General features: G+C 55.2%; 18 protein-coding genes and 5 pseudogenes. 15 read left to right on the forward strand and 8 right to left on the reverse strand.

The annotated features are described in order from the left end of the window. Window positions 1–101 precede the first annotated feature (101 nt). The 5 genes from FH08_RS0146610 to FH08_RS0146630 form a co-directional block, all read right to left on the reverse strand. Window positions 102–1,193, reverse strand: a complete 1,092-nt coding sequence (locus tag FH08_RS0146610) for a porin (protein ID WP_031364933.1) — start codon at window positions 1,191–1,193, stop codon at window positions 102–104. Window positions 1,194–1,623: 430 nt separating this feature from the next. Beyond that, window positions 1,624–3,006, reverse strand: a complete 1,383-nt coding sequence (locus tag FH08_RS0146615; protein ID WP_031364934.1) for an amino acid permease — start codon at window positions 3,004–3,006, stop codon at window positions 1,624–1,626. Window positions 3,007–3,098: 92 nt separating this feature from the next. Continuing rightward, the gene (gene kynU / locus FH08_RS0146620) at window positions 3,099–4,337 is read right to left on the reverse strand and encodes a kynureninase (RefSeq protein WP_031364935.1); all 1,239 of its coding nucleotides are present in this window, start codon (window positions 4,335–4,337) and stop codon (window positions 3,099–3,101) included. A gap of 33 nt (window positions 4,338–4,370) precedes the next feature. After that, window positions 4,371–5,309 (reverse strand): tryptophan 2,3-dioxygenase, encoded by a 939-nt coding sequence (locus tag FH08_RS0146625; protein WP_035568945.1) that lies wholly within the window; start codon window positions 5,307–5,309, stop codon window positions 4,371–4,373. 3 nt (window positions 5,310–5,312) lie between these two features. After that, window positions 5,313–6,209 carry an alpha/beta hydrolase gene (locus tag FH08_RS0146630; protein ID WP_051889046.1) on the reverse strand — a complete coding sequence of 299 codons (897 nt, stop codon included), beginning with the start codon at window positions 6,207–6,209 and terminating at the stop codon, window positions 5,313–5,315. 121 nt (window positions 6,210–6,330) lie between these two features. Between FH08_RS0146630 and FH08_RS0146635 the strand changes: the two genes are divergently transcribed. The 13 genes from FH08_RS0146635 (at window position 6,331) to trpD (ending at window position 19,683) form a co-directional block, all read left to right on the forward strand. Then, window positions 6,331–7,737, forward strand: coding sequence for a PLP-dependent aminotransferase family protein (locus FH08_RS0146635; RefSeq protein WP_051889047.1), 1,407 nt, complete (start codon window positions 6,331–6,333; stop codon window positions 7,735–7,737). A gap of 162 nt (window positions 7,738–7,899) precedes the next feature. Beyond that, the gene (locus tag FH08_RS0146640; protein ID WP_152603111.1) at window positions 7,900–8,934 is read left to right on the forward strand and encodes an AraC family transcriptional regulator; all 1,035 of its coding nucleotides are present in this window, start codon (window positions 7,900–7,902) and stop codon (window positions 8,932–8,934) included. Window positions 8,935–9,108: 174 nt separating this feature from the next. Then, window positions 9,109–10,374 carry an anthranilate 1,2-dioxygenase large subunit AndAc gene (gene andAc / locus FH08_RS0146645; protein ID WP_035568947.1) on the forward strand — a complete coding sequence of 422 codons (1,266 nt, stop codon included), beginning with the start codon at window positions 9,109–9,111 and terminating at the stop codon, window positions 10,372–10,374. A 3-nt stretch (window positions 10,375–10,377) separates the two neighbouring features. Beyond that, window positions 10,378–10,854, forward strand: coding sequence for an anthranilate 1,2-dioxygenase small subunit AndAd (andAd, locus tag FH08_RS0146650; protein WP_031364941.1), 477 nt, complete (start codon window positions 10,378–10,380; stop codon window positions 10,852–10,854). A 15-nt stretch (window positions 10,855–10,869) separates the two neighbouring features. Further along, window positions 10,870–11,202 carry an anthranilate 1,2-dioxygenase ferredoxin subunit AndAb gene (andAb, locus tag FH08_RS0146655; RefSeq protein WP_031364942.1) on the forward strand — a complete coding sequence of 111 codons (333 nt, stop codon included), beginning with the start codon at window positions 10,870–10,872 and terminating at the stop codon, window positions 11,200–11,202. Between the two features lie 62 nt (window positions 11,203–11,264). Beyond that, a complete protein-coding gene (locus FH08_RS50140) occupies window positions 11,265–12,188 on the forward strand; it encodes a LysR family transcriptional regulator (protein WP_063771282.1) in 924 nt (307 codons plus the stop codon). 370 nt (window positions 12,189–12,558) lie between these two features. Continuing rightward, complete coding sequence (locus FH08_RS0146665) at window positions 12,559–13,818, forward strand: NAD(P)/FAD-dependent oxidoreductase (protein ID WP_051889049.1); 1,260 nt, start codon at window positions 12,559–12,561, stop codon at window positions 13,816–13,818. 28 nt (window positions 13,819–13,846) lie between these two features. Then, complete coding sequence (locus FH08_RS0146670; RefSeq protein ID WP_031364945.1) at window positions 13,847–14,491, forward strand: flavin reductase family protein; 645 nt, start codon at window positions 13,847–13,849, stop codon at window positions 14,489–14,491. Window positions 14,492–14,662: 171 nt separating this feature from the next. Continuing rightward, a complete protein-coding gene (locus FH08_RS0146675) occupies window positions 14,663–15,418 on the forward strand; it encodes a dioxygenase (protein ID WP_031364946.1) in 756 nt (251 codons plus the stop codon). A 112-nt stretch (window positions 15,419–15,530) separates the two neighbouring features. Beyond that, window positions 15,531–16,655: a muconate/chloromuconate family cycloisomerase gene (locus FH08_RS0146680; protein ID WP_031364947.1), complete on the forward strand. Its 1,125-nt coding sequence runs from the start codon at window positions 15,531–15,533 to the stop codon at window positions 16,653–16,655. Window positions 16,656–16,661: 6 nt separating this feature from the next. Then, the gene (locus tag FH08_RS0146685) at window positions 16,662–17,165 is read left to right on the forward strand and encodes a DUF3237 domain-containing protein (protein ID WP_051889050.1); all 504 of its coding nucleotides are present in this window, start codon (window positions 16,662–16,664) and stop codon (window positions 17,163–17,165) included. Window positions 17,166–17,653: 488 nt separating this feature from the next. Beyond that, complete coding sequence (locus tag FH08_RS0146690; RefSeq protein WP_051889051.1) at window positions 17,654–18,667, forward strand: chorismate-binding protein; 1,014 nt, start codon at window positions 17,654–17,656, stop codon at window positions 18,665–18,667. Then, a complete protein-coding gene (trpD, locus tag FH08_RS0146695) occupies window positions 18,664–19,683 on the forward strand; it encodes an anthranilate phosphoribosyltransferase (RefSeq protein WP_031364950.1) in 1,020 nt (339 codons plus the stop codon). Before FH08_RS0146690 ends, trpD begins: the two co-directional genes overlap by 4 nt. A gap of 28 nt (window positions 19,684–19,711) precedes the next feature. Here the strand turns inward: trpD and FH08_RS51165 are convergent. Then, window positions 19,712–19,902 (reverse strand): annotated as a pseudogene (locus FH08_RS51165) (transposase domain-containing protein); the annotation flags it as partial. Window positions 19,903–19,932: 30 nt separating this feature from the next. On the opposite strand from FH08_RS51165, the pseudogene FH08_RS51170 reads away from it, so the two are divergent. Next, window positions 19,933–20,179 (forward strand): annotated as a pseudogene (locus tag FH08_RS51170) (IS21 family transposase); the annotation flags it as partial. A 153-nt stretch (window positions 20,180–20,332) separates the two neighbouring features. Then, window positions 20,333–20,620 (forward strand): annotated as a pseudogene (locus FH08_RS0146700) (acyl CoA:acetate/3-ketoacid CoA transferase); the annotation flags it as partial. A gap of 27 nt (window positions 20,621–20,647) precedes the next feature. On the opposite strand, the pseudogene FH08_RS51175 reads toward FH08_RS0146700, so the two are convergent. Both FH08_RS51175 and FH08_RS51180 read right to left on the reverse strand, forming a co-directional pair. Next, window positions 20,648–21,390, reverse strand: a pseudogene (locus tag FH08_RS51175) (SDR family NAD(P)-dependent oxidoreductase). Between the two features lie 55 nt (window positions 21,391–21,445). Next, window positions 21,446–21,642 (reverse strand): annotated as a pseudogene (locus FH08_RS51180) (amidase family protein); the annotation flags it as partial.

Raw genomic sequence — 21,642 nt, forward strand, 5'->3', positions numbered from 1 at the left:
GACCACCTTGAGGATCCAATGACCAACGTACGTCAATTCGCATGCATCGCGCCCGACGAGGTGGCGTGAAACAAGCGGCGCCCGTCGGATATGGCGTAACATCAGAAAATATTACGCAGGCCGATTGCGATGCCGGTTTGGTTATTCCGACCCGGGTAGTCGGCCAGGAACGCGCCGGTTCCGCGGGTGAAGTCGACCGTGCCGTACACTTCGGTGCGCTTGGACAGCGAGTATTCGGCAAGCAGCGTGGCGGAGTAGTTGATACCGGCCCCGAGCGTGCCGTTTAGCATGGCCGCATTGCGGGCGTGATCATAGTAGCCGACTGCCGTCAGTGCCAGAGGTGGCGCTACCTGCCAGGTAGAACCGACGTAGAAGCTGTCGTCGATGCGGTTCGGGCTCACGAACGGAAGCTTGGGCGCGCCCGCTTGCTGCATGTCGGCATCGGCGAGGCCGGTGTTGTCCTGCGAATGCAGCCAGCCCGCGAGGACCTTCACGGCCGGGGTGAAGGCGTACGTGGTGCTCACGTTCACGATGTTGAACTTCTTGCCCGAGACGTCGTTCTGCTGGAAGCCGACGTCGGCCGACAGGCTGCCTAGGGTGTACGACGCCGTTACGCCGTACATGCTGTTCTCGCCCACGCTGCCCGGCACGCCACCAAAACCGTACATAGCCTCGACCTGGAGGCCACCGAAATGACCGTTGTACTTGACGGAGCTGTTCGTGGTGAGGAATGGCCCGACCGGGTTATACACGTAGCTGTCCTGCCAAAAGTCGCCGACCGTCAGCGGGTCGTAGGTGTTGCCCATCTGGTCGAAGAACGGTGTCTGCTGGCCGCCGAAGGTAAGCGCGCCGTACTGGTTGCTCGAAAGCCCGACATAAGACTGACGCTGGAACAGCTGGCTGCTGCTGTTGTCGAGCTTGCCCGACCAGAGCTGGAACTGGTTCTCAAGCCGGAAAATCGCCGACAGGCCGCCGCCCAGATCTTCGCTGCCTTTCAAACCCCAGCGGCTCGGAGTTTCGACGCCTTCCCCCATTGCGACTTGACTGTTGTTCGCGGAATCTGCATTCGTGAGGTAACGGACACTCGTATCGACGACGCCGTACAGCGTGACCGAACTCTGAGCGAATGCATTGGGAGCAGACAGGATGAGTGCGGTTGCACCGGAGCATGCCACAAGATGGATTTTCTTCATTTGCTTCTCCATTGTTTGTCGTTTAAAAGTTCGTCACTTTGGGGGGATTTCGAGGTGAGTGCGATGACGCCCTCGGTCAAACGGAGGTCTTAACTAATCCTCGCAACTTGACAAGCTCGCACATGTAACCATGGAACTGAGCGGGCAGGATACAAGCTGTCGCTATCCTTAGTATTTTCCGATATCGAATATGGCGGTTCCTATAGTTGGTGGCTTCAAGAGCAACCTTCATCCGTCGCAACTGCGCATGCGTCGCATCGCCGACAATGACGTTCACATCTTTCCGGATCGGGCACTACCTCGTCTATCTCAACCCAAACCACACAGGGCCTGCGCGTCCGCGTCAATCATGTAGTTATCCTAATTTGACAAGATGGCTATCAAGCATGTCAAACGTCCCGGACTTCAGGCGAGGTTGGTCAAGACACTTTCACGGTTGGCTAACTACTGATAGTCCCAGCTTTGATCGACGCCGCTTCACTACATACGCTGCCCACATCAAGAACAACCACACCGGCACGAGGAAAGCAGAGATATTGATGCCCGGAGTGACGGCCAGTATCCCTAGAATCGTGACCATGAATGCCACACAGATCCAGTTGCTGACAGGAAACCAGAAGGATCTGAACACAAGGGTCTGTTGTTGCGCGACCATCGCCTTGCGGGACTTGAGATGCGTCAAGCTGATGAGCGACCAGTTAATTACCATGGCTGCTACCGCGAGGGCCATCAACATACCGAGCGCGTTGGCTGGCATCAGGAAGTTGACGAGCACACAGGTGCCCGTCGCGAGTGCCGACAAGCCAATCGCAGCCACGGGTACACCGCGTCGATCCACTTTCATCAGAATCTTGGGGGCGTTACCTTGTTCGGCCAATCCATACAGCATGCGACTGTTCGCATACACGCCGCTGTTGTACACCGACAGCGCAGCAGTCAACACCACTAGGTTGAGGATGTTCGCTGCAAGGATGGAACCGATCTGCGAGAAAATCATCACAAACGGACTGCCGCCTGCGGCGACCTGATTCCATGGATAAAGCGACAGTAATACCGTCAGTGAGCCGATGTAGAAAATCGCTATACGCAGGATCACCTGATTCACAGCCTTCGGAATGCTCTTGCGCGGATCGTCAGCTTCGGCTGCCGTGATGCCAATCAGTTCCAGCCCACCGAACGAGAACATTATGACCGCCAGCGTCATGAACAGGCCATGAAAGCCGTGCGGGAAAAAGCCGCCATCCGCCCAGAGATTGGTAACTGATGCTTGCGGACCGCCGTGACCGCTGATCAGAAGGTAGCCGCCGAACGCGATCATGCCGATTACCGCTACTACCTTGACGATTGCGAACCAGAACTCGAATTCACCGTACGCCTTGACGTTAGCAAGGTTGATCGCGTTGATACCGACGAAGCACACCAGCGCCGATACCCAGGCAGGCACACCCGGCCACCAGTAGTGCACGTAGGTGCCGACTGCAGTCAGCTCGGCCATGCCAACAAGCACATACAGCACCCAGTAATTCCAGCCGGACAGAAAGCCCCAAAAGTCGCCCCAGTACTTGCACGCAAAATGGCTGAATGACCCTGCCACAGGCTCTTGCGCGGCCATTTCGCCTAGTTGTCGCATGATCATGTACGCAATGATGCCGCCAATTGCATAACCCAGAATCATCGACGGCCCGGCTGCCTGCAACACGCTCGCCGAGCCGAGAAACAGGCCGGTGCCGATTGCCCCGCCTAAAGCGATCAATTGAATGTGCCGATTCTTAAGTCCGCGCCTTAAACCCGGCTTTCCAGGTTGACTATCCACAATGTTCTCCTCCAGTTAAGATTTGTGATGACCGGTCAATTGCCTTGGACGCAAAAAACGGTCATCATTTTTTAATATATTTGCGCCTGTTTTTAGGTGACGCGATGGCGTTGCTGGAATTTGGGCAGTTGCCAGACGTTTGTGCGCAGCACGTCGGCGAGAATGTCTACCGCATCCCACACGTCGCGAAAACCAACGTAAAGTGGTGTGAGGCCGAAGCGCAGGATGTCCGGCGCACGGAAGTCTCCAATAACGCCGCGAGCGATGAGTGCCTGCATGATGCTGTACGCGTGGGGATGACGCAGCGACACGTGACTCCCCCGTGACGTGGAATCCGCGGCGAGAACCGACTCTACGCCGTATATACCGCATCGCTGCTGCGCCAGTTCTGCAAACAGGGTGCACAGCTGTTTCGATTTTGCGTATAGCGTTGCAGGGGCCGCGCGCAGCATTAGATCGACTCCAACTTCCAGCGCGCAGATCCCCAGAATAGGGTGCGCGCCTGCGAGATAGCGCTCGATACCTGCGGCGGGCTGGTATTCGTCAACGAATTCAAACGACTGCTTATGTCCCAACCATCCGGCTATGGGTGAAACTGCCGACGCCTGGTGCCGACGGGCGACGTACAGGTAAGCTGGAGAGCCGGGACCACCGTTCAGATACTTATAACCGCATCCAACGGCGAAATCGGCCTGTGCGGCTTCAAGGTCCACGTGTACGGCGCCGGCGCTGTGACTCAGATCCCAGACAGCCAACGCACCACGTGAGTGAGCCAGGCCGGTGAGCGCTGACATATCATGCATTGCGGCAGTTTTGTAGTGCACGTGCGTTAGCATCAGGACAGCCACATCCTCGTCAATACTTTCTGCTAGCCGTTCTCGCTCCACGATGCGCAGCTCCACCCGGCCGCCGGACAGTGCTTGGAGGCCCTGAGCAATGTAAAGATCATTCGGGAAATTGCCGGGCTCAGACAGGATTACTGAACGCCCCTGGTTGATCTGCAATGCGGCGCTTAGCACCTTGAACAAGTTGACCGATGTGGAGTCGGCTACCACCACTTCACCCGGTCCCGCACCGATTAGCTGCGCTATCTTGTCGCCCACTCGCGTGGGCGCATCGATCCAGTTGTGGGCGTTCCAGCTGCGAATCAGGTCGTGTCCCCATTCTTGGGTTACAACTGTATGCATGCGCTCGGCTGTGGCACGGGGTAACGCGCCCAGCGAGTTACCATCCAGATAGATAACGCCCTCTGGTAGATCAAAGTCGGCGCGAAAGGAGTGCAGTGGATCTGCCCGATCAAGGGCATCTGCGTCGGTGGCGGAAATGGGCATGATGTCGGATCTTCAGAAAGCTTTCACGATGGTTCACAGTTGCGAGCGGATTTCCCACAGTTCGGGGAAGAAATTTTGGTCAACGATGTGGCGCAACCATCCGACACCTGCGGTACCCCCGGTGCCGGGTTTGAAGCCGATGAGGCGTTCGACGGTCACGAAGTGCCGGAATCTCCAGAGCTTGAAACGGTCTCCGAAATCGACCAGCGATTCAGCAAACTCGTACAACTCGTGGTGTGGAGGAAGTGAACGGTATATGTCCGCCCACACTGCTTTGACCGACTCGTTAGACTGATAGGGCTGTGACCAGTCGCGATCGAGCGCTTGCGCGTCGATCGGATAGCCGCGACGATGAAGCAGGGCAATAACCTCGTCGTACACACTTCGCGTCTCGAGCGTTCGCTTCAGTGTCTGATAAACACTGGGAACATGCTTGTGAGGTTCAAGCATCCGAGGCTGCTTATTACCGAGCATAAACTCGAGGCGCCGGTACATGAAGGACTCGAACCCCGAGCCAATACCCAGGTAATCGCGAAACCCAAGATACCCGTGCGGCGTAATCGTGGACAGCACGCCCCAGGTTTGCCCCAGAAATTCGAGTGTCTTGTGCACCCGACGTAGGGTGACGCGGGTCTCGTCGAGTGCATCGCGAGCGATGGAGTCTTTGGCGCGCAGCATTTCATAACACAGCAGTTTGAAGAGAACCTCCATGACGTGGGCGAGGCTGATGAAAGTCATTTCCTCGGGTTCGTCGCTGCGCGGTTGCTGCAGGGTATGCAGGATGTCGCCATTCAGGTAGTCGATGAAGGGCGTGCTGCCCGCGTTGCTGTGGGCGGCTACGTCGAGAATAGGGTTGCCGCCGGTGTTAGCCGCTGCTTGTGCCCTGTCTTCATCAGTCTGGGTTGGTATCGCCCTTTGCGGCAAGTCTCCGAGCAACTCCCGCAATTCTTGCTGAAGGTCTTTTGAGTCCATCGTTCAAGCTCCATAAATATAGGATGAGGCAATATGGTTGAAGACCATCGAGGCCAGCTCGCTCTGTCGGTCGTTCAGGTCGAACAGAAGATCGAAGTGGTTGCGCAACGAGATTTGCGTCAGGTGCGCCTTTGCGCCACGGCGATGAAGTGCCGCGGTGAAGTCCTGAGACTGACGCTTGAATTCGCTCGTCTCGTTTTCACCAACTACCAGCAGCATGGGCGGCAATGGAGCCGACGCTGTATCAACCAATAACAAGGGGCTGTGTAAAAGAGTATCGGCAGTAGTCATGCCGATGGCGTCGTTGACGTATGTCAATGACAGCGGGCGCAAGTCAAACACGCCGCTCAATAGTGTCACAGACCGGATAGGCTTTTGGGCCAGCCCGAGCGTTGTCCAGTCTGTGAGCGCGCACATTGCTGCCAGATGACCACCTGCGGAGCAGCCCAGAAGATGGATGCCACGCGGGTCAATGGCCAACTCCTCGCTGTGAGAAACAACCCATAACAGTGCGCGACGGCACCGATCGATCATTTCGGCCAGGCTTGCGTCTGGCGCAAGACCATAGTTGACCGCAATGTACGCCATCCCCTGATCGACGAACCCGGAAGCAGGAAATGAATGTTGATCTTTGCTCAGTTCCTGCCAGTAGCCTCCATGAATATAAATGGCAACTGAGCGCGGTGCTATCTGTCGCCTGTCGCCCGCGGGTGTGAAGAAGTCAAGTGTTTCAGCATCCGTATGGCCATAGCGATAGGTGCGCGGCGGCAGGTGACGCCGTGCTGCCAAGCTGCGTTGGTCGTAGTCGCGAAGGATCGCCGGCAGGTCGGAAACGTACGAGCTCGGGGAGTACTCGCGCTCAAGGGTGGCTGTGTCGACTATGTGGCGGTAGATGTTCACGGGAAGGCGCTTTGATAGCAAAAGTTGAAATGAATATATAGAGCGAAAAATATGAAAACCATATACAGTTGTTAGGTAAATCAACTATCTGTTATGTATTTTGCACAAAACATGGGACAAGATGCTTCCTATCACTCTTGATGACTCTGGTCCCGCAGTGCGGCAGATTGAACGTCAGGTCGGCCTTTTAATAGAGCGTGGTCATCTGAAGCCGGGTGCGCAGGTGCCGTCGGTCCGCCAGTTGGCGGAGGAACTTAATGTCAGCACTTTCACCGTTGTAACGGCATACGATCGATTGGTGTCGTCCAACTATCTGGTGTCTCGACGCGCCCGCGGTTATTTCGTAGCGCAGAAAAGTCTGAGTCACTTGGAAGATCCAGCGTTGCTTGCCGGGAGTGCGATCGACGCACCGTGGCTTTTTCGCGCGATCAAGGAGCAGGATGGTTCGATCAAAGCTGGAGCGGGTGTACTGCCGACAGACTGGATAGACAGCGAGATGATTAGGCAGAGCGCCCGCTTTGCGGTCCGTCACTCTGGGGACTCCTTCTCGCAATACCCGAGCCCTTTGGGCTATCGTCCGTTGCGCGACTTGGTTGCATTGAAGCTTATTGATCTCGGGATTTCGGTTCAATCTGAACAAGTTGTGACGACGGCTGGGGCAAGCCATGCGATTGATCTGACGTTGCGTACGCTATTACCAGCGGGTTCAACGGTTCTGATAGAGGACCCTGGTTATTACACGCTGTTCTCGCACCTGGAGGCAGCGAACATTAGGTTTGCAACGGTGCCTAGACGGTTCGACGGGATAGATATCGACGCGCTCGAGCAGGCAGTCCGTCTGCATGAACCGAAGTTGCTCTTCCTGAATTCGGTTTTGCATAACCCAACCGGTAGTACGCTTAGTACGATCAATGCGCATAAGATTCTCGGCCTTGCTGAGCGTTATGATTTCCTAATTGTCGAAGACGATATCTACTGCGATTTCTATGAGGGGCGGGCTTTCCGTCTGGCAAATCTTGATCAACTCCAACGCGTGATCTATGTGGGGAGCTACGCGAAGACTATTTCTCCGTCCTTGCGGGTGGGATTCCTCGCTGCCGGTACCGAAATCGCGCGTCGGCTCGCTGCACGCAAGTTGCTCACGTGTCTCGCCACCTCCGAATTAAGCGAACGTATAGTTGCGGAATTGCTCACTTCTGGTGCATATCGTCGCCACATGGAGCGCTTGCGCGAAAGGCTCGCCGATACGCGCCCGCGGGTCGCCAGTCGTTTGCGATCGCTGGGATTCGACACGCCGGTACAAACCGCGGGAGGATTTTTCCTTTGGGGGCAGTGGTCCGATGGGCGAGGAACCCTGGCTCTCGCCAAGACGGCTTCGCATCACGGTCTTGTCTTGGCGCCCGGCAGCATCTTCTCGCCTGACCATCGCGATTCAAACGGACTAAGATTGAATATTGCGCACTGCGACTCGGCAGAATTTGAAGCGCGCATGATGGCAAGCATTGAATCGGTCTCTGCCGAACGGTAGCGCATTGAACTTTCAGATTGCGCGTGTGTTTTGTCGGTACGGTTCCCGTCTGGAGACGCAAGCAGCCGCGCCACCTTTGTCCTGGCAAACGGTTGGGCCAAGGATAGTACGATGACAGTCACTTTTGCCGATTCGGAGTTCTAAAGTAGAGTATTCGTACCTTTGCTGTTTCTAACTGTTGCTTCGCCAATGCACGAAAAGCCCCTGGATCTCTCATATCTGTATCAACACTGTCTGTTTCGTTCCGACCGGGCGGTGGACTCGCACGTCCTGGCGGCACATGAGTTGGCCGAGCACAGCCTGCGGTGGCAACGCGGTGTGGTCGATACAGTGATGTACAAGGCCGAAGTTCGGCAGATGCAGATATTTGCTCTGCGCTATGGCCCTGAGGTGGAAATAACACCCCTTCCCACTGAGGGTTTTATGGTGGTGCACCTGTCGCTCAAAGGATCCGCGGAGGTTGTGGCCGATGGTAATCGGATGCTTCTAACCGAAGGCCGGACGGGTTGGATGGCGCCGCGTAAAACCTGGCGTATGCGCTGGCAGTCTGGAGCGGAGCAACTGATTCTCAAAATCCCCAACCAATTGCTGCGAACGCGCGAAAATCCGGATCAATCAATCGATCTTGCACCGATCGGGATGTTGCCGAAGATCTTCGATCCGCAATGGCGGTCGCTTATCCAGACGCTGGTACATGCCGCGTCAGGCCCGACGTGTTCAGCGGCAGGTGACGAGTGGTTGGATCATTTTGAGCGTGTGGTAGGTGCTTTCCTAATCGCGCATGGCTCGCCAGTCGTCATCGGGTTGGCAGGTTCGGGTTCCGGTGATCCCGATGATGGGCCTGGGAATGACGATATGCTCTTCATGAACGCGTCGAGTCGCGTGGAGGCGATGGAGAACTACATTCGACGACGTTTAGTCGCGCCCTTCTCGCTGATTGACCTTGCCCGTGCGGCGGGGGTGAGTCCGCGTACGTTGCAAACCCTATGTCTGAACCAGCGCGGCATGACTCCAATCGAAATCTTGCGCGGTATTCGTCTCGATGCAGTCCGGGCGAGCTTACTCGAAGGCAATACGGCGAACGTTACGGAGGTTGCGTTTCGGTTCGGCTTCAACCATCTCGGGCGTTTCGCGACATACTACCGAGACAGGTTCGGCGAGCTTCCAAGCGCCACAAGCGGCCCGGCACACCGGTGACATCGCCACTGGTACGAATGGCTCAGACGGCTCCAGTTGCGGACTAAGGAACAGTTGTTTAGCCCGGGCGCGCGAAACGGATAATGTTTCGATGTTTTGATTCGCAAAACGGATAGCGACGTGTTTTTGTCGTTTCTAAACTGCGCTCCATATCAAGCCAATATGGAGACGTCGATGTCCGAAGCGACTTTAAATGCCCCCGCCTCCGCGCAGCGTAGCATCGATTTTGCGCAACCCGATGGCTCACGCGTACCTTATGCGGTGTTTAGCTCTCTCGAGGTGTACGAGCTGGAACAGCAACGTATCTTCAGAGGGCCAACCTGGAGCTTTCTCGGTCTTGAATGCGAAATTCCAGAGGTTGGAGACTTCAAGAGCACCTTTGTTGGCGACACCCCCGTTGTTGTAACCCGAACTGTCGATGGGCTGGCGTGCTGGGTCAATCGTTGCGCCCATCGAGGCGCGATGGTGTGCCGGCAGAGCCGCGGCAACGCTACGTCGCACACCTGCGTTTACCATCAGTGGAGTTACGCGTCCAACGGTGACCTGCAGGGTATCCCTTTCAAGCGCGGCCAGAAGGGAATGGCAGGGATGACACGTGATTTCGTGCAAGCGGATCATGGCCTTGAGAAGCTGCGAGTCGATAGCTACAAAGGGCTCCTGTTCGCCACGTTTTCACCTGATACGCCACAATTAGCGGAATACATCGGACCGGAAATGCGGCCTTGGATCGATCGTATATTTCATAAACCGATCGTCTATCTGGGATGCACGCGACAGTATTCCAAATCTAACTGGAAGCTGTACATGGAGAACGTAAAGGACGGCTACCACGCCAGCCTCCTGCATCTCTTTCACACGACATTCAATATCTTTCGTGTCGGGATGAAAGTGCGTTCCATCGCGGACGAGGCAACGGGTCTGCACAGTATCTTTACTTCGACAAAGCCTGACGTCACTGCAGATACGACTACGGCGTACTCTGCTGAAAAGCTGCGAACGATGGACAGCGGTTTCTCACTGGAGGACCCGACGTTGCTGGGTCAGACCCAAGAATATGACGAAATTACCACGAACAATATCCAGGCAATCTTTCCTCAGCTCGTCGTACAGCAGATTCACAATACTCTGGTAGCCCGTCAGCTACTGGCAAAGGGTCCGGGCAATTTCGAACTGGTCTTCCATTTTTTCGGGTATGAGGACGACACGCCGGAGTTGCGTGAACTCCGTTTGCTTCAGGCCAACCTCGTTGGACCGGCAGGATACATCTCAATGGAAGACACAGAGGCCACTGAGCTCGTTCAGCGGGCGACGCTTCGGGATCCGCAAAAGCATTCCTTCATGGGGATGGCGCTCGATGTTCCGGCTGAGGCTAACTCGGCAATTACCGAAAACATGATCAGGCGTTTCTGGAAAGGCTACCAAAAGCTGATGGGGTATTGAGCTATGAACAACAATCTTCAATTGTGGACCGAATTGAGCGCGCTACAGCATGGATATGTCAGCGCACTTGACAACGATCGTCTCGAAGAATGGCCCGACTATTTCACGGAACAATGCCGTTACGAGATCATCCCTAAGGAAAATGTCGATCTGGGTTTACCGGCACCTGTGATCTATTGCGTGAACAAAAAGATGCTCAGGGACCGCGTGGTGTCGCTTCGTAACGCCAACATCTATGACGCACACACGTATCGGCACATGACCTCCGGTCTGGTGATCACTTCTGCGATAGACGATGTTGTTCACACAACAAGCAGCTACGTGGTGGTCAATACCAGTCGGGTCGGCGATTCCGCCGTCTATCAAGCCGGTTGCTACCGCGATGAAGTGGTTCGTGTAGACGGACGGTGGCTGTATCGGAGCAAGCGGGTGGTGTATGACACCTCCCGGGTGCAGACGCTTCTGGCGACGCCTATCTGAGGAGCAGGGGAGAGTATGACGGACGTTTGGCACGATGTTGGGACACCGCAGTTGTTTTCCGAAGAGGAGCCCGTCTCGGTGACGGTCGGCGGCATCCCGCTTGCAGTATTTCGACAGGGACAAGAACTGTTCGTCTTACATGATCTGTGTACGCACGGCGCGGCACGATTGTCTGAGGGGTATGTTGAAGATGGATGTGTCGAATGTCCTCTCCATCAGGGCACGTTCGACCTGCGCACCGGCGCGGCCTGTCGGGCGCCGGTCACGACGCCGGTTAGGGCCTACCCGATCCGTATTCTGAACGGACGTGTGGAGGTATTTCTGAGCGATCTTGAGAGGCCGTCGTAGATTGGCAAGAGGCCGTTCGCTAGTCGTACCGTCCGAATAGGAAGTTTCGCGAGGTGGCAGGAATGGAGCTTCGGCACCTGAGATATTTTGTGGCAGTTGCAGAGGAACGAAGCTTTCGGCTGGCAGCGATTCGCCTGAATCTGTCACAGCCTCCCTTGTCCCGGCAGATACAGCAGCTCGAAGAGCAGGTAGGCGCTGTCCTGTTAAATCGGACAGCAGGAGGTGTCGAATTGACGGAAGCGGGAGCTGTTTTTTTGGAAGAAGCTAGGCGGATACTGAACTTCACCAGGGAAGCGATCGAAAAAGCCCGAAGGATAGAGCACGGCGAGCAGGGTCATCTGAATGTTGCGTACTACGGCTCAGTCATATTCAAGGTTATACCGCGCATTCTGGCAGACTTCCGGGAGTTGAGAAGCCACATATCGGTCAGTCTGAGAAAAATGGCAAAAGACGAACAGATCCGCGCGTTGCGGCAGGGCTGGATTGACATAGGATTTGGCCGCTCCTACCGACCTGAGCCGGACATGCTGACGCAGCTTGTCCTAGACGAGCCGCTGTTCGTCGCGGTGTCGCGGCGCAATGAGTTTTCCGGAAGGAAATCGGTAGCGTTGCGCGAGTTGGCGAACTCTGCATTCGTCGTTTATCCAGGGTCACCGCGTCCTGGTTTCGCCGATGAAGTGATCCTGCTTTGTGACAAAGCGGGCTTTCAGGCCCACATCGTTGACGAATCCGATGATGTTGACGCGTGCCTGGCGCTGGTGTCAGCCGATGTTGGCCTTGGCCTCGTGCCAGCATCGGCCGTTTCCGCACATAACAACTACGTGCGTTTTATTCGTCTCGCCAATCCAAGGCCGACGAGCCCGCTTTGGTGCGTCGTGCGTCGCAACGATGAACGTCCAAGCGTCAAAGCATTTCTCGAAACAGTCAGGCAGTTCGACGCGACCGAACAGGCGTTACATGTACGGGCAGACGATATCCACGATTGAAGCGCGGAAATTTTTTGAGGAGCGACAAATCATGCACGCGGTTTGGCTTCACGATCCACACGACTGATACCTAAAAGGTAATTGCAGTGTCTTAGATAGCATTGGACATGAATCGTCCGGTTCAATAATCTTAAAACGTTGGTCGTGCTCGCGGATCGGCTGGTTGAAGCAATTCGGGTACTCTTATCCGATGGATAAGAACATCGATCGAATATTCCAATCGGCATCGCGCTAGCGAATGCCGTGCAGGAACGACAGTCTGACGGCTAGCGGCAGCATGCAGAAAGACGGGAAAAAGATTTTCCTGTGGGCGACATTTGAAATCGAAGCCCGCAGGTGAGCGCGATCACAATTGTCACTAATATTCCCAATGACTGACTCGAAAATTAGCAAATCTTATCGCCATCGCGGTACTTCAGAGTATGTAATTGTGGGTGGTGGTCAGGCTGGGCGTCGTGCTGCGGAAGAGCTGCGCAAAATAAACTCCACATCGGAGATTCTGATCATCGGGGAGGAAGCGGTAGCCCCATATGATCGTCCGATGCTGTCCAAGCAGATCCTGCTTGAACCGGAGAAGGAAATTGATGCATTTGTTCGGAACGCTGCGTTCTACCAGGATCGTGAGATTGAGTTGCTATTGAATACGCGGGTGACTTGCATTAATCGAAATGCGCAAAACATCGAGCTTGGAAATGGCGACACCATCGGTTACGGAGCGCTTCTTCTTGCGACGGGCTCGCGTGCGCGGACATTGGCGTGCCGAGTCGACCCCGGCGCCGAGGTGCACTACCTGCGGACCATGAAAGATGCGAAGCTACTGAGAAAGAACCTGGAGCCAGGACGGGCGGTAATTATCCTGGGAGGGGGGTTCATTGGTCTCGAGGTCGCATCGTCTGCGGTTCTCAGGGGCTGCCAAGTTACGGTAATTGAACCAAATGAGCAGTTGTTGCAACGTTCGATGCCTACCGTAGTTGGAGAACGGATCCTGCGGATGCACGAGGCTCGGGGAGTACGGTTTCTGATGGGCAATCAGCCACATCGCATCGGCCTCGGGGATTGTGGATCGCTGCTCGTCCACGTTGACGGTGGTCAGCTTAGGGCGGATGTTGTCGTGGCAGGCGTAGGTGCTGAACCCAATGTCGAGTTGGCGGCGCTAGCAGGCTTAGATGTCAGCAACGGAATCGTCGTTGATGAAGCGTGCCGGACAGCCGATCGCAATGTTTTCGCTGCGGGAGACGTTACTGCTCACTACAGCCCCGTCTTGCGTCGGCATGTCCGCATAGAGTCATGGCAGATTGCAGAAAATCAGCCTGTGGTTGCCGCTGGCAATATGGCTGGCGGCGAACTCCGGTACGAAGAGATTCCATGGCTCTGGACCGACCAATATGACTGGAATATTCAGACATTGGGGTTGTTCGACCGCTCGCAGGAGTGGCTTGTGCGCGGTGATCCTCACTCCGGTAAATTCAGTGTGTACGGTGTTGGAGAAGGCGGGAAGCTTGAGGCGATCGCTTCGGTTAATCGAGGCAAGGACGTGGCTATTGCCCGTAGGTTGATGAAAAAAGGCACCGAGGTGGATATCCGGAGGATGCGAGATCCAGGCTATTCGCTAAGCGCGCTCCTGAATTGAATTGTATAAGTTAACCAACGACTCTGCCATGTCTACCGAAACGCATTTTTACGAACCGCACGCCGGGCACGGCCTCGCTCACGATCCGTTTAACGCGATCGTTGGACCGAGGCCGATTGGATGGATATCGACTGTGTCGAAGGACGAAGTCCTCAATCTTGCGCCATACAGCTTCTTCAATGCATTTTCGTACAATCCGCACATAATCGGTTTCGCGAGCTTAGGCCGCAAGGACACTCTTCGCAACATCGAGCGAACCGGAGAGTTTGTGTGGAACCTGGCAACACGGGCTTTGGCCGACGCGATGAACGCGACCTGCGCCGAGGTCGACAGCGGCATCAGCGAGTTTTCTTTGTCCGGCTTGACGCCGACGCCGTCAAGGCTGGTGGCCGGGCCGCGGGTCGATGAAAGCCCCGTTTCGTTCGAATGCAGATGCACGCAAATCGTTAGGTTAGTGGATGTTGCGGGCACCTCGATTCCGACTTGGGTGATCCTTGGTGAAGTGATCGGTGTTCATATATCGAAGGCATTGCTAATCGACGGAGTCTACAGGACGGAAACTGCACGTCCGATTCTACGAGCGGGAGGCGCTGGTGATTATTTTGAGATTTCCGAGGAAGGTCGATTCACAATGGAGCGACCCAAAGTGTCGCGTCCGGTTTCGCCTGTTTAGTGGTAAGCGCGTTGTCCGGAATTCGGACGTTAGAAGATTGGCGCCCTCCAAATCGATTGACAAAATGAAGGCGAGAAATACTAATTAATTTTGAAAACGAAATAAAGCTTATTGATTTATGAAATAACCTTAAACATTTCGTATATCTAACAAATTGTAAAGGAGACGGCGATGAAAGAAAATCGAGTTGATATCGTGGTGTACGACATTATAAAAGCTGTTCGGGAGGTCATGTTAAAACACGATGTCACACACAGCGAATATCTGGCAGCGCAGGCGTTTCTGGCAACGTTCCTGTCTGCTCCGGCGTACGAGATTCCGCTTGCATTGGATATATTCTTCGATGCCACGGTGCACGATGCCGAGATGACGCATCGGAAAGGGTCTATGACGAACACTCAGGGCCCGTATTTCAAGGGGGACTGTCCAACGGTTACCACCGAACTCAAGGTGCTCCCTGAGAAGAACGGTGATCCTTTGATCATTGAGGGGCGCGTGATGGACGTGGACGGCCGCCCGATTCCAGGTGCCGAGCTCTTCGTGTGGCATTCGGACCCGGACGGAAATTACAGCGGCTTTTGTGACTATATGCCAAAAAACGACTACTATCGCGGCCGTGTACATATTCCGGAGGACGGGAATTTCCGATTGCTAAGCACAGTTCCGTATGCTTACACCATCCCGCATAACGGACCCACAGGCATTCTGCTCAAAGCAATGGGTCGTCACCCGTGGCGGCCAGCACATTTGCATTTTATCGTCAACGCAGACGGATTTATGCAGCACGTCACGCAAATCTATTTCAGGGAAGGGGAGTACAACGATACCGACTGCGCTGAGAGCGTTCGTGCCGATCTCATCTACGATTTTGAGTTTAGCGATGGGAAGAAAGTTATCCGAAAGGACTTTTATCTTGATCGGATCTGAATACAGACGCTGATCTCGCGCCTACGGGATACCTTCGGCTCGCGAGGGCAAACCTAGAGCGTGTCAGAACGTAGCTTAAAGACTAGTCTCCACCTTCAAGCAGGCAACTAAAATGAGTTCCGAACTGATCGAGTCGGTCGAGTCAATTATCGTTGACGTCCCCATCAAGCGGGTCCACAAATTTTCCGCTACGTCGATTACTACACAAGCTATTCTGTTGATCAGGATACGGACGCGCAACGGCGTGGTTGGAATCGGCGAGTCCACGACGCCGGGCGGACCCTGGTGGCTAGGTGAATCGGTCGAATCAATGAAGCTGATGATTGATTCTTATTTCTCACCAGCGCTAATCGGGAGCGACGCTCTTCAGATTCCCGAAGTACTCCGAAAACTTAACAAAATTGCCGCCTTGAACAGCTTCGCCAAAGCTGGTATTGAGATGGCGCTTTTCGACATTAAAGGCAAGGTATTTAACGCGCCACTGCACCAGTTGCTAGGCGGTCTTGCGCGTGAGTCGGTTAAGACGTGCTGGCCGCTCGCTATTGGTGATATCGATCGTGATGTCGCTGAAGCGGAACATTTGCTGAGCGAGAATCTGGCTCAGGAGTTCAAGATCAAGATGGGCTACCGCGAACCGAAAGAAGACGTCGCATTTGCGTGCAGCCTCGCAAGTGCGCTCTTGAGCCGCGGCGCTACGGTACGAGTAGATATCAATCAGGCGTGGGATGAAGGTACAGCGCACCGCTGGCTACCCGTGATGATTGACGCTGGAGTATCAGTGATCGAGCAACCCGTGCAAGGATGGAACCACGAAGCAATGGCACGCATTACGGGGAAATATTCCGCGCAGGTGCTCGCAGACGAATCAGTATGTACGTTGCAGGATGCTTTGAAAATCGGCAGCTTGCGGTTCGCTGATGCGTTTGCATTAAAGGCGATGAAGTCCGGAGGCATTCTCGCGGCACAGAAAATCGCGGGTATTGCAGAAGCAGCCGGTGTTCCCTGCTTTGCAGGCTGCTTTCTGGAGGCTTCGATTGGATCTTCCGCTATGGTAAGCCTTGCATGTGCACTGCCGAATGCGACGTATGGATCTGAACAAATCGGCCCGATTTGGCTAAAGGAAGAGATTGTCGAAGATCCTGTTGAAATTCGGGATAATCGTATCTGGGTCAAGCATGGCCCCGGACTGGGCGTAACACTTAGTGAAGAAAAACTTCAACGCTTCCGGCGGAGATAAGTTCAAATGGCAATCCAATCTCTTCCCATCGACTTATCGCTTCTGTTTGATCTGTATGTCAACGTGGCCGAGGAACACCTGCTGGGAAAAGTCCCGTTAGGTGAGCGTCGATTGTATTTCGGTGCAACTGGTTGGTTTTCCGGTCCTGGATTGAAAGGTAAGTTAATTAACGGGGGCGACTGGCTCCGAGTCCGGCAAGATGGCGTTATCGTGCAGGATGTCGGCTTCCTACTGCAGACTGACGATGGTGCCGGGATTGCTTATCGCCATCGTGGTATCCGTCACGATTCTACGAATTTTCCTGCACCTTTTTCTCCGGGACAACAACCTGGTTCGTCGCCTTATTTTTTTACAACACCCGAGTTCGAGACGAGCGATGTCCGGTACGATTGGCTCAACAAGGTCATTGCGGTCGGACAGGGGAAAAAGGAGGGACTAACGTTGCAATATTCTGTCTATGCGGTTCACCCGTCTGCCATAAAGGGCGGAGACGAGTCCGCTGACGACTGACGCAGGTACAAGTCTATGGGTGCTGCTCCTTTCGTCCGGTCTGTGGATCATGTTTGCGAACCACTTGTTTTATAGTGTGTTCCGTACATCAGTCAAATAATTGGTCTTCCTCATGTTTATGAGCAAAAAACGGAGTCGACTGCCTAGCGACCTAGCCATCTGGTTTTGGCGTTGCTGGCGGCGTTGAACTGGACACTGACTGATGGCCTTGCATTCAGGCGGGTCGTCTTCGTTTTTTGTTGTCGCTGTTTGATCTCCCATCGTCATTTTTGCGTGAGTGTACCGGCATCCCTTTCAAATTTGATGGGTCGCTATGCTGAGGCATACGCCGGCGGATTGGCAAGATGATGTATGGAATGGGGGTCTGATTGGGCATTGTTCGCCTTGTCGTGGGCGTGTTCGTTGTTGCACCTCTACATCAGTGATCGGTTACACCATTTTTCGCGCTGCGCCAAAAAATGGCCTACGGCGGACGAGACATGTCAAACATGACTGAGCACGAATTCGACCATCTGGCGAGTGCCGGCTTTAACCGCATTCCTTTGATAGCAACTGCACTGGCGGATCTGGAGACACCCATATCCTTGTATTACAAGCTCGCGCAAAGTGAGCGCAACGGTGCAAACTCTTTCCTGGCAGAATCCGTTGTCGATGGCCAGTGCTACAGCCGGTATGCCTATATCGGCCTACCTGCGCGAACAATTTTACGCGCCAGATATATTGACGGCGTCGTAGCCGGCGAGGTAGTGCGGGATCGCGAGGTGATTGAGGCTCGCAACGGCGATCTCCTCGCATTCGCTGCGCGGTTTCAGGCTCGCCTGCAATATGCGAAGCATCCGAGTTTTTCGCTGCCATGTGTCTCACTGAGCGGTTATTTTACTCCAAGTGAGATGAACATTCGCAGTCAAGGTAGGGTCAGCCGGGTGTGCCGTGATCACCCGGCGTTGCCCGACATGCAACTGCTTTTGACGGAGGAGCTTGCGATACTCGACCGGCTCGCGGGTAAGCTCTATCTGGTTATCTACGTGGATCCTGCCGAGCCTGGCGCTTATGCGCGCGGGGTATCGCGATTGCGAGAATTGCAATCCCGCTTGCACGGGAGAGAGCATTTGCCTCCAGATGCCGAGCATCCGCGCATTCGATCATATGACGTTGGTTTGCAGCGCCACTACATCCGAGCCGTCAATGACGCGCGGGAGGAGATCTCAGCAGGAAAGCGGGGGTCTATGCAACTTACTCAGAACGTGTCGACGTCGCATCGAAGCGATCCTTTGGCGCTATATCGAGCCCTTCGGTCACAGACCCCGGCGACCCGGATGTATCTTTTCCGTTTCGATGACTTGTCGTTGATTGGGGCGTCGCACGACGCAGCGACGGTATCGGGCATTGAGGTGATCGACGAGCCCGTCTTGGCGGCAAGCGAATCGCATCGTCATTGCGCGGACGCCCCATCTCCTGCACGACGCAGCTATGGCGCGACTCTTAGGGAACTTCGGACATGATTGTTTCCCCCCAGAACGTCCTGCAGCGGATCCTCGATCGGCGAGAGATTTCGACGAGCGATATGGCTGATGTGATGCGCCTGATGGAGCGCACTGAGCCGGCGCCGATATTGATGGCAGCGTTGCTGGTCGGTTTGCAGGCAAAACGACGCAGCGTGAATGAACTTGTCGCTATGGTGAATGCAATGCGCGAGTTTGCGCCTCGCGTACAAATCGATGAAGGCCGTTACGCGCTGAACATCGCGAGCAACGGCATCTCGAACGCGTTTGGGGTGTTGACCGCAACCATGTTCGTCGTCGCGACCACGGGTGTTCAGGTCGCAATGCACGCGTGCAACGCCATGCCGGCCGACCCTCGTGGCGGTGACTTGTTCGAGGTGCTTGGCCTGAATCGAAACGTCTCCGTGCGGACGGTTAGCGAATCCATCGCTGCAACGGGGATGGGTTTCCTATCATCGGCAACCCAACATTCGGTGATGAAAAGGATTGCGCCCGTCGCTCACGAGCTAGGTGCGAGCAATATCTTCAGTCTCCTACTTCCGCTCACCAATCCTGCGGATGTACGTCACCACATGATCGTTGTGTCTCAGAAAGAGATGATCGGATGTCAGATTCGCGTGATTCAGCAGTTGGGTGCCGTACATGCACTCGTCGTTCATAGCCGCGACGGGGTGCACGGGGTGTCACTTGAAGGCCCCATCGCCGTCGGTGAACTTTGGAACGATAAAGTGCTCGAGTACGAGCTTCAGCCAGAGGACTTTGGTCTGAAGAGAATGGCAGACAGCGCGCTGACAGGGTGCGATCTAGAAGAATCTGCAAAACTTCTCCTCGAGGCCCTCGACGATTCACCGGGTGGCGCGCGTGATCGCATCGTACTGAATGCGGCCATCGCCCTCTTTGCATCGAATGCTGTGGATTCGATCGAGGCTGGTGTAGTGTCGGCGCGGCGAGCAATTTCGAGCGGAAGTGCACGAGAAAAGGTTGACGAATTCGTGAGTTTCGGACGTCGTCTGTAAGCACTCGGTAAAGGCAGGGTGGGCTCGATCAGGCGACAGGTGGCGCCCAGTGATGCGGGAGCAATTCGGCGATCTGGTCGGCCCGCTGGGTCGGTAGTCGCGTGAGGACATCTTTTAGGTAGACGTACGGGTCGTGCCCATTGAGTTGTGCGGAACGCAACAGGCTCATGATGGCGCGGCTCGTTGACCAGCACGCAGAGAACCCGCGAACAACCAGTTCCCCGTTTATGCAGAGTTCCGCATAAACGGGCAAATCACACGTATACCTGTGCGACGCGCTCGGAGGGTACGCACGACTGGATCGGCGGGCTTATCGGTGCCATGGTTCTATGGAGGCGCCCCGAGCCTGCTTGTCCCGGATAATCCGCGTGCGCTGAATGTGCAGCCCGACCGCTACGAACCGGGGCTGGGACGCACGACGCAGGAATTCGTGAACCACTACGCGACGGTGTTACTTCCAGCACGGCCAAGAAAGCCTCGTGATAAGGCGTACGTTTCATACTGCACCTTGTGTGGTTGGTGGAACAGGGATAAACGTCGGTTGTGCCGAGTTGTAGCGGCCGCCTTGCCCTTTGACCAAGACGACGTCGCCGAGGGGGGCTCGTAGAGGCTGACCGGACGGGCGGACGGACTCTGCCGGAGATCCACCATGACAACCGTGTTCTCGCAGTTCCCGTCTTTCCCACGCAGTCCAGAGACGGGAAAAATCGTCTCGGCGTGGGAGGCTGTGCAACTGATCCGCTCGGGAGACACGGTGGCCACGAGTAGTTTCGATGGCATCGGCTTTGCGGAGGAAATCGCAATCGCGATAGAGCAGCGTTTTCTCGACGGTGCACGTAAAGCGGTCGATGCGTTGCGAGACCTTACGCTCGTATATGCGGAAGGCCAGGGAGACGGGCGCAGCAAAGGTCTGAATCATTTTGCACACGACGGCCTCGCATTGCAGGAAGCGATGCGTACAGTCTTAGCGCATGAATAGCCCGCCGTTGAGATCCCAACATGCGCCGTTGGCAAAATACGCCTGCTCAGATGCAAGTAGTAGGGCCATGTCTGCCACATTCCGGGTGAACCCAATCGGCCGACTGGGATATTTGCAATCACTGCATCGAGCTTGTCTGCGGGAACACTCTCGTAGACTATCGGCAAGTCCATCGGGCCCGGTGAGATGGCATTGACAGTGACGCCGGACGACGCGAGGTCGCGGGCAAATACTTTGGTTAACGTGAGCACGCCTCCTTTCGCCGCGGCATAGTGAGCACCAGTTGCCGAGCCACCATTCTGTCCAGCGAGTGATCCGATATTGACAATTCGCCCTATGCCCAAGTCTGCGAAGTACTGTCCGAATACCTGACATCCAAAAAGGACGCTACGCAAGTTGACGTTTATCACATGGTCAAATTGCTCTGCAGTGATGTCCATGATCGGCGTGACTTTTGACATGCCGGCATTATTAACCAGTACGTCAATACGTCCCCACCGCGCTAAAAGTGCTTCGCGGGCCGCCCCAAAAGCGGCTTTCGAGGTGACATCTAAGGCGATAGCGCACGCGCTCGAGCCATCCGCGCTTAACATGCTTGCGAGCTTTGAGGCTTGACTCTCGGCGATGTCGGCAATAGCGACAAGATATCCCGCGGCATGAAATCGTTCTGCGATCGCGGCGCCCAAGCCGCGTGCCGCTCCGGTTACCATCACCACTCTTTTAGACATAAATTGACTCCTGAGTTGGAATAATATAGTGAGCCGCTCCGGTAGCGGCGGATGGTTACCGAGCCAGCGCCTGCTCGAAGCTTGCGGCGATTGCGCATACTTGTTCGTCGGCGCCCTTACGTCCAACGATTTGCAATCCCGCTTTTAGTCGGGAGCCTTTGATCGACATTGGAAGGCTTAGCGCCGGGTGGCCGCTTAAGTTGAACGGCCGAATTAACGACGACATGCTGATCACAGGCGTGCCGTTGCGCG

Origin of the sequence: Caballeronia sordidicola, assembly GCF_000729995.1 — a bacterium.
In the GTDB taxonomy this organism is placed as follows: Bacteria; Pseudomonadota; Gammaproteobacteria; order Burkholderiales; family Burkholderiaceae; genus Caballeronia; species Caballeronia sordidicola_A.

What these genes read in the sequence shown, in the direction of transcription:
- FH08_RS0146610 (WP_031364933.1), bottom strand. Translation starts at nt 1,193, where the DNA reads ATGAAGAAAATCCATCTTGTGGCATGCTCCGGTGCAACCGCACTCATC.
- kynU (WP_031364935.1), bottom strand. Translation starts at nt 4,337, where the DNA reads ATGCCCATTTCCGCCACCGACGCAGATGCCCTTGATCGGGCAGATCCA.
- FH08_RS0146625 (WP_035568945.1), bottom strand. Translation starts at nt 5,309, where the DNA reads ATGGACTCAAAAGACCTTCAGCAAGAATTGCGGGAGTTGCTCGGAGAC.
- FH08_RS0146635 (WP_051889047.1), top strand. Translation starts at nt 6,331, where the DNA reads ATGCTTCCTATCACTCTTGATGACTCTGGTCCCGCAGTGCGGCAGATT.
- andAc (WP_035568947.1), top strand. Translation starts at nt 9,109, where the DNA reads ATGTCCGAAGCGACTTTAAATGCCCCCGCCTCCGCGCAGCGTAGCATC.
- andAd (WP_031364941.1), top strand. Translation starts at nt 10,378, where the DNA reads ATGAACAACAATCTTCAATTGTGGACCGAATTGAGCGCGCTACAGCAT.
- andAb (WP_031364942.1), top strand. Translation starts at nt 10,870, where the DNA reads ATGACGGACGTTTGGCACGATGTTGGGACACCGCAGTTGTTTTCCGAA.
- FH08_RS50140 (WP_063771282.1), top strand. Translation starts at nt 11,265, where the DNA reads ATGGAGCTTCGGCACCTGAGATATTTTGTGGCAGTTGCAGAGGAACGA.
- FH08_RS0146665 (WP_051889049.1), top strand. Translation starts at nt 12,559, where the DNA reads ATGACTGACTCGAAAATTAGCAAATCTTATCGCCATCGCGGTACTTCA.
- FH08_RS0146670 (WP_031364945.1), top strand. Translation starts at nt 13,847, where the DNA reads ATGTCTACCGAAACGCATTTTTACGAACCGCACGCCGGGCACGGCCTC.
- FH08_RS0146675 (WP_031364946.1), top strand. Translation starts at nt 14,663, where the DNA reads ATGAAAGAAAATCGAGTTGATATCGTGGTGTACGACATTATAAAAGCT.
- FH08_RS0146680 (WP_031364947.1), top strand. Translation starts at nt 15,531, where the DNA reads ATGAGTTCCGAACTGATCGAGTCGGTCGAGTCAATTATCGTTGACGTC.
- FH08_RS0146685 (WP_051889050.1), top strand. Translation starts at nt 16,662, where the DNA reads ATGGCAATCCAATCTCTTCCCATCGACTTATCGCTTCTGTTTGATCTG.
- FH08_RS0146690 (WP_051889051.1), top strand. Translation starts at nt 17,654, where the DNA reads ATGACTGAGCACGAATTCGACCATCTGGCGAGTGCCGGCTTTAACCGC.
- trpD (WP_031364950.1), top strand. Translation starts at nt 18,664, where the DNA reads ATGATTGTTTCCCCCCAGAACGTCCTGCAGCGGATCCTCGATCGGCGA.